The following is a 12194-nucleotide window of genomic DNA, read 5'->3' on the forward strand; positions in this document are numbered from 1 at the left end:
CGTTTAGCTAGAAAAAGTACAAGTAGAATAAGCTATGCCCCATCCACCTGACCTTGCACCGGAAGAGTTGACCTATCAAACGCCTGTGCAGTTTGGCATGGTCTATTGGGTGAACTTTGGTTATCCCTCGCTGCCTCCCGGCATTGAGGAGAAGCGTATTCTCGATTGGCATCCCGCACTTGTGGTATCCGCTGAACCTTTTTGTCGTCACGCCGGGGCGATCAACGTTGTTGCCTTGACTTCATATCGTGGCAAGTTGCGCCCCTACCACCATCTTCTTCTCAAGCGTGACTATCCCCTCCTTGATACCGATAGCCTGGTGAAGACTGAGCTGATGTATCCTGTCTTGCGCAGTCTCATGGCGGACCAGTATGCCATCTGCCGTCTGCATGACGCCGATATGCGTGCCATTATGGCCAAGGTCGCCAATAGCCTGGCAATTACCTACTACTATTCGCTCCATTAACTCGTGCCTTCTCTTCGTTTACTCATTACTCCTAAGTTATATTTTATAGCGTGACACCTCGCGCCTGCGGCGCTCGTCTGGTAGGTGGTGTGATGCATCTGGGCAGTCTGCGGTTGCCCAGGTGCACCACACCACCTACCAGACCTCTTTACAGACCTTCTCTTGCTGACGTATACCTTATATAGAGCATAGAACAAAGCGCCAAGCCGAGCCATATGAACGCTCTAAAGCTTGAACCGTATGGGAGCAGAGCCGATCATGTCACTATATCAGAGCCAGCTGCGTCTCTTGCCCTCTGTGGATGAATTGTTGCACACGCAGAGCGGGCAGGACCTGGTCGCACGCTATTCACATTCCCTGGCTGTCCAGGCTATTCGTGAGAGTATCACCCTGGCACGCCAGTCGATTCTACGTGGGGAGGACTGTCCCTCACACACAACTTTGCTTGTGCAGGCCACGCACTACCTCCAGGAGCGAGAGCTACCGCACCTGCGTCCCCTGATCAATGCGACCGGCGTGATTATCAATACAAATCTTGGGCGCGCGCCGATGAGTGCCGCCTCTCTGGAGGCGGTACGCCAGGTCGCAAGTGGCTACTCCAATTTAGAATACGATCTCGCTGCGGGAGAGCGTGGTTCGCGGCATAGCCACGTCAGCCAGCTCTTGAGAGAGATTACAGGGGCCGAGGCAGCGCTGGTCACCAATAACAATGCCGCGGCTGTCCTGCTGGGGCTGAGCGCCCTTGCCCAGGGACACGAGGTTATTATTTCTCGTGGGCAATTAGTGGAGATCGGTGGCGGCTTCCGCGTACCAGATGTAATGCGCCAGAGTGGCTGCCAACTGGTTGAGGTCGGCACGACTAATCGTACACGTATCACCGACTATAAGCACGCCATCAGCGGCGAGACAGCCTTGCTTCTCTCAGTACATCCAAGTAATTTCTTGATCAGCGGCTTTACCGAAGCGACTCCCGAGCATGAGCTGGTCTCCCTCGCCCATGAGCATAAACTCCTGGTCATGCACGACCTGGGAAGCGGCTGCCTCTTGCCGAGCGAGCGCTATGGCCTGGCGCACGAGCCAACTCCCCAGGAGAGCATCAAAACGGGCGTTGACCTGGTCTGTTTCTCGGGCGATAAGCTGCTGGGTGGACCGCAGGCAGGCATCCTGGTGGGGAAGGCGAGCGTCATGCAACGCCTGGCGAAGCACCCCCTGATGCGCGCCGTACGTATTGACAAGATGACCCTCGCCGCACTGGAGGCCACGCTCCAGCACTACCAGCGCGGCGAGGCTGAGCGCCACATCCCCATCTGGCGCATGATCGCGGCTCGCCCGGAGCAGTTAGGGGTTCGCGTCGATCACTGGATCAAGCAGCTCAAGGCCCAAGGCATCAACGCCCGGCGCCAGGCTGGACAATCAACGGTTGGTGGCGGCTCGCTCCCCACCGAGACCCTACCAACCGTCCTCCTGACCCTGGAACAGCGCCACTGCGCCAGGCCCCTGGAAGAGATAGCCAGCGACCTGCGCGCCCAGCGCCTACCTGTCATCGCCCGCATCTCGCGCGATACCCTGCTCTTTGACCCGCGCACCGTCCTCGAAGAACAGGATCAGGCTCTCGTCCAGGCCATCCTAGTACAGGCTGGTGAATAAATTTAATCACTTACCTCCTCCTCATTGCTCACATCAAATTCTCTAAAAGCGTCAAACATGGTTAAGATGTGTTTTACAGGATAAGACATTTAGCCCAATTTAGAGCATGTCTACTGAATTGCATCTCTTCTTTGGGGTACAATACAACCAGGGTATGCATAGATATATTTTAAAGTAAAGATTTACTTCCTGGCGCATTGCACATTTTAAAGAAACGCCTTGAGGTATGTATAAAGCCACCTGGGAAATATGTGCTGCCACTTTATGGGGAAGGAGCCAGCTGACATGAATTGGTTAAATCGCGGGAAGGCGGCACTATGCATCTTATTGCTCGTAGGAATAGCGGCTGTGCTGGTACTAGGGATAACACAGGTCGCAAGCGCACAGATGACGGCTGGGGCGACGCAACATGCGCAGGGAAAAATTGTTAGTCTGACCGGTTCCGAGAAAGATTTCCTCCTGCGTGTAAGTGATGGCCATGTGCTTCATTTTCGCTGTGGTACCGGGTGTAAGGCTTCACTGGCCCACATACGCAGGCATATTACCGAGAAAGCCACGACCGACGTCTACTATCAGGCTCTGCCAGGGCACCAGGGAGGAACGCAGCAGCTCCTGGCACTTTATGTAGATTGAAGCCACCACCATGCAGATGGAAGGACAGCACACTAATTTGAGCCACAGCGCAAGGACAGAGGTAGGAAGAGGGTAGCCAGAGATGGATCGAGCAGATATCGTGATTGTCGGCAATGGCATTGCTGGCCTGACCGCCGCAGTAGAGGCGCGAAAGCACGCGCCAGAGAAGCAGATTGTAATGATCACCGAGCAAGTCCATCCGACGATCAACACGCCCGCGCTTAAGCAATACGCGACCGGGCGCCTGACGCGCGAGCAATTGCTGGCTTATCCCGTGGGGACCGAGCGCCAGGAGCATATCCGCATCGTTACCACGCGGGTAGAGGAGATCCATGCCAATAGCAAGTACCTTGCCCTGGCGGATAAACGTGCCTTTGGCTACGACAAGCTCTTGATTGCAACTGGTAGCTCCCCCCTCGGTCTGCCTGAGAACATGCCCGGGCGCCACTTCGATGGCGTTCTGACGCTCCACCGCTTACAGGATTATCTCGATCTGCGCAGGCGCTTGCCAGAGGTGCGCGAGGCGGTCGTTGTTGGGGGAGGAGTGCACGCCATAGAAACCGTTATGGGGCTCCTCCACTGGGGGATTCGTGTCCACTGGCTCATTCGCGGCTCCACGTTTATGGGGCGCACCCTGGACCAGGAGGCCTCGGACCTTATTTTGGAAGGCATGCGGCGCTCTGGTGCCTCGGTGCATACCGAGACCGAGGTCATTGGTGTTGTGGGTCGTGTGGGAGCAGTTGTAGGAGTGATTACCAATCAGCAGCAGATGCTCTCCTGCCAGATGGTCCTTATCTGTACGGGCACAAAGCCTGCGGAGACACTGGCCAGGCGCAGCACCATCCCGATTGAATTTCAGAATGGGATTGTTGTAGACGATATTATGCAAACCAATGTGGCGAATATCTTCGCGGCAGGCGATGTCGCCGCACTCCCCAATCCCCAGACGGGCCAGCATGCTCCCCGGGCGCAATGGTACGCGGCAGTACTCCAGGGTCGCCTGGCAGGGGCGATGTTAGCGGGACGCGAAGACCTGGCAAAACAGCCGCTCGGCATCGCCTGGCATGCCACGCATGTTGGCGATCTCTCCATGCTAACCGTTGGTGACCCATTGGCGGAAGGCAGCGGCATAGAGATCCTCAAAGATAAGAGCCAGGGCGGCTATCGCAGGCTTGCCATCGCGGGCGAACGGCTCGTTGGCTACCTCTCGCTGGGTCAGAGCCAGCCAGATAGCCTGGCCGTCAAACGCATCATTGAGGAGGGCCATCCCGTTCAAGGCATCACACGCGCGCTTTTGAAGGGCAACTTTGACGCCAGACGCTACCTCTCACAGGTAGAAACTAAGACAGCCCGCAGTATGCTTACCAGCAAACAGCCGCTCGTCAAGGCGAGAAAACAAGAAGCCATTAGCATGCCTCAACCGGGGCAGAGTGGTCCACTGATTCCGCCAGCGCGCACAACGGGTCCCTTACAACGGATCCAGCCCGTCGCCAGAGATAAAGCACGAGAAACCAATCCTCTCGCGCCATTGACAAGAGGGGAGCATGATCCACGCATATCTGGCCAGACAATGCAAAAAAATACAGGTGAGGTAGCGCCCGTAGTGATCTCCCAGCATGGAACGCGGTCAACACGCCCTGGGCAAACGCCAGATGCTCACAAGCATATACAGACACCCGATCCCTCATCATGGCTGGTGGGTGGTCAGAGCGAGATTGATCCCTTCCGCGGCAATCTGCCAGCCCTACCTCCCTCGTTGGTTGGCCTGCCTGAGGAGATCAATGCCTTCAGCGGGAACCTGCCTCAATCACGTCCATCTATGGCCTGGGATGAGGAGCTAGATGCCTTCAGTGGCAAACTTCCCAGCCTGGAAACTTCGTCGTCTGCACAGAAGGATAGCAAAAAAGCCAAAGGAGAAAACCTTCAGCAGGGGGAGACCTCCCGGAATCCTGTCCCCCTGTTAGGAATTACGCAGAGTAGATTACCCAGCTTTCGTTCCCATATAGAGGGAAATAAACAGCCAAAAACGCCGGAGACGAAGCATTCAAGTGGACAAACAGGCGCTACACGTACACTCTGGTCATATGCGAAATCAGATAACCACAAGAAGGGACGGTAACGGTTGAGTAAGATCTTTAAGCAAGAACCAGTCCTACTCCATAAGACAGGGCCACAAGTCATGCAAGAGATTAACGCCTGCATCGGCTGCAATGAGTGTCTCCTCGCCTGCCCCGCGTTGGCTGAGCCCATCACCATAGATCGCTTAAACCACGAGACTGTAGCGGGAACCATCTCGCCTGCCGTTGCCCGCTTTGCCAGGACATGCTACCAGTGTGGAGCCTGTGTCTCACCCTGTCCGGTGGGATTGCATCGTGACGCAATGATGATGTGGCTCAAAGTGCGGCTAATACGCGACGATTGGAGAGGTTAACCTATGCGTATGCCGATGCAATCAAACAAGCCAGGGGCGCATGGCTATCCCTTGCTTTTCTTCTATATGAACAGTTCATGGGTGGGCAGTTTCTTTTTCGCGCTTTTTGTGCTGGGTGGTGGCCTCGGACTTTACCTCTGGTGGGGACGCTTCAGCACGGATAACTCGCCAGACAGTCTCCTGGGCTATGCCTTAGCCTTCGGTGGCATCGCCTGTTTTCTGCTTGCTGCCATTAGCTATAGCCTGACGCGCCGGACACGCCGCAAAGCTATAGGAAAGCTTAACGCGGCCCTCAACTGGCATATCGGCTTTGGCCTGATGGGGTTGGGGCTCCTTATCCTGCATAGTTTCGGCAATTTTAATCCTCGCTCGGGTACATATGCCTTATACGGCATGCTCGCCCTGGTCATGTGTGGCATAGTCGGCAAAGTCCTGGATCGCATCATTCCCCGGCTCATTGCACGCGAGGTACGCAATGCCCTAACAGATTCAGGCGAGGATAGAATTGAGAGAATCTCACAGAAACTACAAGCCCTGACGGAAGAGCGCGATCCCAGGCAGCAGGCTCACAAGAGTCCGGACAACCTCAGCCTGTCTGGGCTGCTCTTTGGCGAAGGCCGTCCAGGAGAAAGCATGCATGGCGCGCCCGTAGGGGCCATTCGCGAGCGCTCGCTTGCAGGCATATCACTTCCTCCCTCGTGGGACCTGGCATATATCACCCTTGAAGAGACGCCACACGAGTTACAGCCACGCTCAGGCACAACAGGACAACAGGCTCCCAACCTCAAGAGACAGATGCGCGAGTTACAAGTTGTGCAACTGGCACTACAAAAAGAGCAGTTCTACCGCTATGTATTGCGCTACTGGCGCGCGCTCCATATCTTCCTGGCCCTGGTCACGCTAGGTCTGACGATCTGGCACATCGTCTACGCCTTGCAGCTCCTCATTCCAACCTGGATGGGACATTAATAAGAAGATATGAAAATTTGTGGCGCGGGCGAATGCCCGCGCCACAAATTTTCATATCTTCTTACCTTTTCCATAAACGAAGTGGCGAGTTGGAACGTATTATATAGAAGGGAATTGCTGGAGCTGCCCAGATGGAAAAACAGCAGGTGCGCCAAGAAGGAGAGCAAGGCATGACGCAACAACAAGGCAGTTACCGGGAGCAGGCAAAAAAGCACGCCGTACACCTATTACGCCATCCCAAACGGTTTGAGATCCTTTTCCACTTCGTAAAAACAGGGAAGCTGATCAAGCGCCTGATGGCGGATAGGCGCGTGCCAGTGTTCCGCAAATTCGCGTTTGGTGGGACCGTGGCGCTCCTGCTTGCGCTCCTCCTCATCCCCGACACGGAGGTCATCCTGGCGGGAACCATCCTGCCAGTCATTGGCAATATTCTGGGCATTCCCCTGGACGCCGGGCTGGACTGGGGTGTCTTCGCCCTCTTCGCGACAAATATGCTGCGCTTCTTTCCCCAGGAACGCGTCTCTGAGCACTATGAAGACATCTTCCACGGAGGCCGACACCAATATATCGAGAGTGACTTCTAATATGGTCTACGATATGTAGACGCGTACTTTAGTAGCGTTGGCCCCTCCAGCGAGACGGCTGTGTTTCACGTGAAACACAGCCGTCGCCTTTTGTCTGCTCACTTCAGCGTCAGACTGACCGACTCGGGATTAAAAGTCTCTAAAGCGACGACCGATGCCCCAGACAGAGGCAAAACCGACCAGCGGAAAGAGAATCGAGCACAAAAGCACATAGAGCGAGAGCGCGCTCTGCGTGCTGGCAACGGTCCCGCCGTAGTGGGAGCGATTAGCCTGGCTTAGGCGATCAACTGCATTACTGAAGGTGTTAAAAGTATCGTTGGACTGGCCAGTGCTCAGCATTTCAGCGTCCGCGATACGCTGGTCATCGTTCTGGTCTTTGGCTGTAGTACGAATCCGCGTATCGATATCGGTGTAGCTCTTCCAGTATTGGCTCATATCGGCCAGAGGCTGGTCCTCCTCAGGCCAGGTGCGATTCTGCTGAGCATGACTGATCAATGTATTCACCTGGCGGATGTTCAGCTCCCAATCGTTCTGCCAGTGCCGTGCCTGCTCCTGATCGTTGAATTTAAGCGAGATCAGCCAGCGCGACTCATCGCCGTTGGCCATCGTGCCATAACGCTTCAACTGCGCGGCATAGTAGACGCTGTCATAATCATCCTTCACGGCCTGACCAAAGGAGCCGTGCTGGCCCATCATGGTACCAAAGAGCGAGAGCAGGTTCGCACTCAAGACCAGGCCCACCAGGAAAGCCGGTACCAGACCAAGATTAAACACACGATGCGTTGTCACGGCCATATAGATCGAGCCACAAAGCAAGAGCAACGTGAGCAGGCCACACAATAGCACCAGAAGGGCAAAGGTTCCACTCAAAAAATTCTGCGTATCCACATAGGCATTATCCAGAGAGGTCTTATTGATGTTATTCAAGCAGGTAATATTATCTTCGATACTGCCAGCGGCCCACTGCTCCGCCGGAACACTGTCGCCCTGACTCGTCAGTGTACAAACAGGTGGGTTCGCCTCGGGAAAGATGATATGCCCATCGCTATCTTGCGGTAACTGCCAACCAATCTTCGTATGCAACACCTGGCTGGCATCCAGGTAAGCCTTCCAGGCATTTTGCAGGTGTGGCTCACTGGCATCACCTTTATCTTTCGCCTGGATGTACTCGGTACGCATGCGCTCGATGGCAGCCATATACTCCTGGGAGCCTGCCATAATCCGCTCAATCGCGGTGCGCTCGCCCGGATAGGTCACATTATGCGCCGCCAGGTAGAGCTGCTGGTTGAAAAGCAGCATCTCGGAACTGATGGTCTGATCATCACAGTCATGTACTGTCAAGGAGTAGGTCGTACGTGGCTGTTCTGGCAGGACACAGCTCGCATACTGCGTCAGCTCAGCGGTCACCAGGTAGTCGGCGGCCTTGGCATCGATATCTTCAATATACTGTGACATGGATTGTGCGGCATCTACGCTCGGCACACTTCCTTGAGCAATGGTCATCAGATCATCAGAGGAGCGCGAAATTGCCTGCGCGGATACAAGGGTCAGGATGACAGCCAGTAATAACAGGCAACTGGCAAGGGTCGAAAACTTTCCTTTGTATGTGCCACCTAGCCATTGCCAGAAACGCGCCCAGTCTACACCCAGAAAGCGGCTACTGGCTGGCGCAGGTGCCGCCTTTGAATAGGGGGTCATTATCTGCCCCATCTGCTTCGCCATGATCTATTTTTCCTTCAAGCATGGGCCTCATGTTCGACCCATACACGTTCTCCTATAGAGCGTTTCCCAATTGCGTAAAGCAATAGTCTACTTGAGCTTGGAGGTGCGTCCTGTATTGATGGCCAGCGTCTTACGCGCCACGGCATCGACATGAGGGTTGAGACGAATTGTTCCCTTATCGTCGCGCAAGACCAGGTTGGAAAGCAGATGCGTAATCTTTTCGTTTCCGCTCTGCTCGCTCATAAGCAAGGCCTCGCCCAGCAGTTTGGTCGCACGCACGACATCGCCAGCGACCAGCGCGGCCTGTCCCTGCTTGATTGTATCGGAGAGCTCTTCCTCGTGCGTATAGTGGGCGATATGCTCCTCGACCTGGGCCGCCAGGTTGAGATCCTCGGTCCACTCGACAAAGACCCAGCCATCCTGAGTACTTTTCTGCACCTGCTCGGTCCCACCTCCTACCAGGTAGCGAACGCTGGGGCGCACCATCAGGAAAGGCTGACCTGGATCATGCACTGGGATCTCCAGATTGAGCAGATAATCGCGCTGCTCGCCCCTCGAGAGAGAGCCAAGCGAGGCATGCACCTGGCGTGGGTTCGCGCCATCGCCCTCAAGCTGGCACTCAGCCAGGGAAGGATAGACTTGCTGCATACGCGTGATCTTCACGCCAGCGGGCGACCATAGGTCAAGCGTGGCATGCGTGATCGCCGTTCGGCGCATCTCGTTAAAGGCCAGGGTAAAAGCCGGAATAATCTGCTGGGGCTGGGGGATAATGTCCGCGCTACCATGGGTGCTATCGGCCATATGGCGCAGTTCGTTAGCATCCCAATCCGTACCCACGCCCCAGGCGCTAATACTGATATTCGCCACGCGACAGCGCTCCACCGCCTCATTGAGACGGAAACGCGTCTCGCCCTCGTTACGCCCATCAGTTAAGAACAATACCTTGCGCGCCCGTGACTGATCGCGTCCCAGATGCTCAACAATCATATTGAGCGCGGTACTCATGCGCGTTCCATTCGTCGCCGTAATACGCTGGATGGTGGCGACGGCGCTACGCTTATTGGCACTCGTCCCCATGGCAGGGCCAAAGAGCAGACGTGAAGCGTCATTAAAGGAGACCAGCATAAATTGCATCGTCTCGTCGAGGGCCTGCACAACCTGGATCGCACCTTCGCGCGCGGCCTGCATCTTCGCTCCATGCATCGAGGCCGATTGATCGATAGCCAGGGCCAGCGAGAGGGGAGCAGGTGTGAACTGGGCATTATCGTCGACATGCAGGGAGATAACGACCTGGATTGTATTCTGGCCCACTTGCAGGTAGGGGTTTTGATATGCACGTAAGCTAAACATAGCGGATGTCCTTCTCTTCTTTCGTTGCGTCTCTTACCACCAACGCCAGGGCGCAACCTGGAGACGATACTTCACAACCTGCTCACGGTCGGCGGGATGTGAGGCGCGGCGCAGGTACTCTTTGTAACCATGCTCAGCGGCGCTTCCCAGAACACGCGGTGAACAAGCGCTAACGCCGGGAAGGCTGGCGCCTTTCGCGAGTGCGCCACGCTTCGCCAGTTCCCAGGCCGTACGATAGACGTGTCCCCGAACCAGAAAGTAGCGCGAGTCCTCGGTGCGCCCCTCCAGGGCAGTCACAACGGTCGTGGCCTTCTGCACGTTCTTCTCATCTACAGGCTGCATATGCTGGATGTAGATGTTGATAAGCAAGAGCTGGGAATCGATATAGCGGGCCGCAGCCTCGTTCACTCCACCCAGAAGCGTCGCGGCATCACTCCAGCGCTGTAATTTCATCAGTGAGTCGGTTGCGCCGAGGACCGCCTCGGTATTGGCAGGATCAGCCTTCAACACAGCACTATAGAGATCAACTGCCGCCTGGTGCTGCTGCAAGCGATTGTTTACACGCGCCAGGGCCAGTTGAGGCGGTAGCTCGCCGGGCAGTTCGGCGAGCAATTCGCGATACTGGGCAGCGGCCTCGTTATACCGTTCCTGAGCCTCCAGCAGGCGCCCGGTATACCAGGAGATCTTCCAGTGACTGGGGGAGAGGCGCTGGGCCAGTGTGACTTCGGAGAGAGCCAGGCTATACTCGCCCTGGTCGATATACACCTCGGCCAGGCGCAAATGAGCATCGAGGCTGCGCTGGTTGTTGCGCGTGGCCTGATTGTAGAAACCTCGTGCACCGACATAGTTGCCAGCCCGTAATGCCTGGTCACCATAACGCAGTGTATCAATCACGGGGTCACGCTCATCGAGGGCAGCTTCGCCACGAAACCCAAGCTTACCTGTCGTCGTCAGAATGCCGGGAGCGAAGAGTTTAGAGGCAATAGGCTCGCTGGCCTTGCCACCTACAATCTGGCGCAAGACGCCGCGCAACTGGTCTGCCAGTTCATCGGCACTCTGGAAACGCTGCTCTGGCTTGCTGTGCGTTCCTTTGACAAGCAAGCGATAGAGCGCAGGGTAGTCGCGAAAGATGCGATAGTTTTCAACAATAGGCATGCCAAACATGGGATTGGCCAGGTCCATCAAGGAGACCTGGTAGGCCAGCGTGCGACAGATAGAGTAGAGATCGGTCTGGGACGAAGGGTGCTTGACCGCCTCGGGGGCATAGAAGCCATGCGTTCCATACACATCCTTCGGCCGTGGCTCATACTTAATAACCGTACCCATATCGATCAATTTCACGATCTGGTTACCATCTTTTAATAGCTCGACCATCATGTTCTGGGGCTTAAAATCGCAATAGACCAGGTCCAGCTTCGCCAGGTAGGTAAAGGCGGGGAGGATGTCCAGAATATAGCCAATGGCCTCGGCCACAGGTAGAGGCTTGCCACGCGCCAGCAGCAAGTCTTCCAGCGTCTGGCCATGGACATATTCCATGACGATATAACCCTTGCGATTCATCGTGATGAAATCGTAGATCGATACGATATTCGCATGCTTGATCGCGGCCAGGAACTCGCGCTCCTTGACGCTCTGCTCCACCATATCCGAATCGTCTTCGCTCAGCAGAGCTTTGATCACGACCTGGCGCTTCAGCACAGTATCCTCAGCCAGGAAGACCGCTCCCATTCCGCCCGCGCCAATCTCTTTGACAATTTTATACTTTGAGTTAAGGACCTGGCCCACACTCAGGCGCGAGAGCGGATCGGTCTGAGGAGCGCTCACCATACTGGCAAGGGTTGCGGGTGCAGACACTGGATCAGGAAAGTGGTAGCCACAGCCATTGCAGAAACGAGCATTGCTCTTATACGCCTTATGGCAACGAGGGCACAGGTTGCTCGTCTGGGTGGTAGTACTGGAGACAGGTCGAGAGGTGCTAGCTAACAAGACGCCACTCACAACTAGTCCGCAGTTTTCGCAGACATCATCACCAGGCTGGAGTGCAGACTTACAATTTGGACAAATCGTAGGGGTTACAGTTGCCACAGGCGCTGAATGCAGCGACGCGGCTGTGGGCTGAGAAGTTGTGGCCAGGCGTGGCGCAACCGTAATCTGCGTGAGAATCGCACCACAATTCTCGCAGGCATCATCGCTCATAGACACCGTTTGCCGACAACTGGGGCAGGTTCGCATATGATTTCCTTCTAAAAATCAGCGTTACCTTCTTCATCTTGGAAGAGCAAAAAATAGCGACATCAATATCAGATGTGACTACAAAGAGTATTACCTCAAGAGTCACATCCTACCTGGATAAACGCGAGGCCAGAAAAAATATCAAAAGGAGATCAGGGGT

10 protein-coding genes are annotated in these 12194 nt (G+C 55.4%); 7 read left to right on the forward strand and 3 right to left on the reverse strand.

Annotation, left to right across the window (positions count from 1 at the left end):
• Nucleotides 1–34: 34 nt before the first annotated feature.
• The 7 genes from JMJ16_RS37980 to JMJ16_RS38010 all read left to right on the forward strand — a co-directional run bounded on the left by JMJ16_RS37980 (nucleotide 35) and on the right by JMJ16_RS38010 (nucleotide 6730).
• On the forward strand, nucleotides 35–466 hold the full coding sequence (locus tag JMJ16_RS37980; RefSeq protein ID WP_007913369.1) for a type II toxin-antitoxin system PemK/MazF family toxin: 432 nt from the start codon (nucleotides 35–37) through the stop codon (nucleotides 464–466).
• A gap of 258 nt (nucleotides 467–724) precedes the next feature.
• On the forward strand, nucleotides 725–2113 hold the full coding sequence (gene selA, locus JMJ16_RS37985; RefSeq protein WP_201389952.1) for an L-seryl-tRNA(Sec) selenium transferase: 1389 nt from the start codon (nucleotides 725–727) through the stop codon (nucleotides 2111–2113).
• A 285-nt stretch (nucleotides 2114–2398) separates the two neighbouring features.
• A complete protein-coding gene (locus JMJ16_RS37990) occupies nucleotides 2399–2746 on the forward strand; it encodes a hypothetical protein (protein WP_201389954.1) in 348 nt (115 codons plus the stop codon).
• An 82-nt stretch (nucleotides 2747–2828) separates the two neighbouring features.
• A complete protein-coding gene (locus JMJ16_RS37995; RefSeq protein ID WP_201389957.1) occupies nucleotides 2829–4865 on the forward strand; it encodes an NAD(P)/FAD-dependent oxidoreductase in 2037 nt (678 codons plus the stop codon).
• A 3-nt stretch (nucleotides 4866–4868) separates the two neighbouring features.
• Complete coding sequence (locus JMJ16_RS38000) at nucleotides 4869–5177, forward strand: 4Fe-4S dicluster domain-containing protein (protein WP_201389958.1); 309 nt, start codon at nucleotides 4869–4871, stop codon at nucleotides 5175–5177.
• A gap of 9 nt (nucleotides 5178–5186) precedes the next feature.
• The gene (locus tag JMJ16_RS38005; RefSeq protein ID WP_201389960.1) at nucleotides 5187–6146 is read left to right on the forward strand and encodes a hypothetical protein; all 960 of its coding nucleotides are present in this window, start codon (nucleotides 5187–5189) and stop codon (nucleotides 6144–6146) included.
• A gap of 170 nt (nucleotides 6147–6316) precedes the next feature.
• Complete coding sequence (locus tag JMJ16_RS38010) at nucleotides 6317–6730, forward strand: hypothetical protein (protein WP_201389962.1); 414 nt, start codon at nucleotides 6317–6319, stop codon at nucleotides 6728–6730.
• 129 nt (nucleotides 6731–6859) lie between these two features.
• On the opposite strand, the gene JMJ16_RS38015 is transcribed toward JMJ16_RS38010, so the two are convergent.
• The 3 genes from JMJ16_RS38015 to JMJ16_RS38025 all read right to left on the reverse strand — a co-directional run bounded on the left by JMJ16_RS38015 (nucleotide 6860) and on the right by JMJ16_RS38025 (nucleotide 12034).
• Nucleotides 6860–8452 carry a tetratricopeptide repeat protein gene (locus JMJ16_RS38015; RefSeq protein WP_201389965.1) on the reverse strand — a complete coding sequence of 531 codons (1593 nt, stop codon included), beginning with the start codon at nucleotides 8450–8452 and terminating at the stop codon, nucleotides 6860–6862.
• A gap of 87 nt (nucleotides 8453–8539) precedes the next feature.
• On the reverse strand, nucleotides 8540–9802 hold the full coding sequence (locus tag JMJ16_RS38020; protein WP_201389967.1) for a VWA domain-containing protein: 1263 nt from the start codon (nucleotides 9800–9802) through the stop codon (nucleotides 8540–8542).
• Nucleotides 9803–9835: 33 nt separating this feature from the next.
• A complete protein-coding gene (locus JMJ16_RS38025) occupies nucleotides 9836–12034 on the reverse strand; it encodes a tetratricopeptide repeat protein (RefSeq protein WP_201389969.1) in 2199 nt (732 codons plus the stop codon).
• Between the last annotated feature and the right edge of the window lie 160 nt (nucleotides 12035–12194).

The sequence above is a fragment of the Ktedonobacter sp. SOSP1-52 genome, from assembly GCF_016587395.1.

Excerpts from the sequence above, each read along its gene's own strand:
- JMJ16_RS37980 (WP_007913369.1), top strand. The coding sequence starts at position 35 with ATGCCCCATCCACCTGACCTTGCACCGGAAGAGTTGACCTATCAAACG.
- selA (WP_201389952.1), top strand. The coding sequence starts at position 725 with ATGTCACTATATCAGAGCCAGCTGCGTCTCTTGCCCTCTGTGGATGAA.
- JMJ16_RS37990 (WP_201389954.1), top strand. The coding sequence starts at position 2,399 with ATGAATTGGTTAAATCGCGGGAAGGCGGCACTATGCATCTTATTGCTC.
- JMJ16_RS37995 (WP_201389957.1), top strand. The coding sequence starts at position 2,829 with ATGGATCGAGCAGATATCGTGATTGTCGGCAATGGCATTGCTGGCCTG.
- JMJ16_RS38005 (WP_201389960.1), top strand. The coding sequence starts at position 5,187 with ATGCCGATGCAATCAAACAAGCCAGGGGCGCATGGCTATCCCTTGCTT.
- JMJ16_RS38010 (WP_201389962.1), top strand. The coding sequence starts at position 6,317 with ATGACGCAACAACAAGGCAGTTACCGGGAGCAGGCAAAAAAGCACGCC.
- JMJ16_RS38015 (WP_201389965.1), bottom strand. The coding sequence starts at position 8,452 with ATGGCGAAGCAGATGGGGCAGATAATGACCCCCTATTCAAAGGCGGCA.
- JMJ16_RS38020 (WP_201389967.1), bottom strand. The coding sequence starts at position 9,802 with ATGTTTAGCTTACGTGCATATCAAAACCCCTACCTGCAAGTGGGCCAG.
- JMJ16_RS38025 (WP_201389969.1), bottom strand. The coding sequence starts at position 12,034 with ATGCGAACCTGCCCCAGTTGTCGGCAAACGGTGTCTATGAGCGATGAT.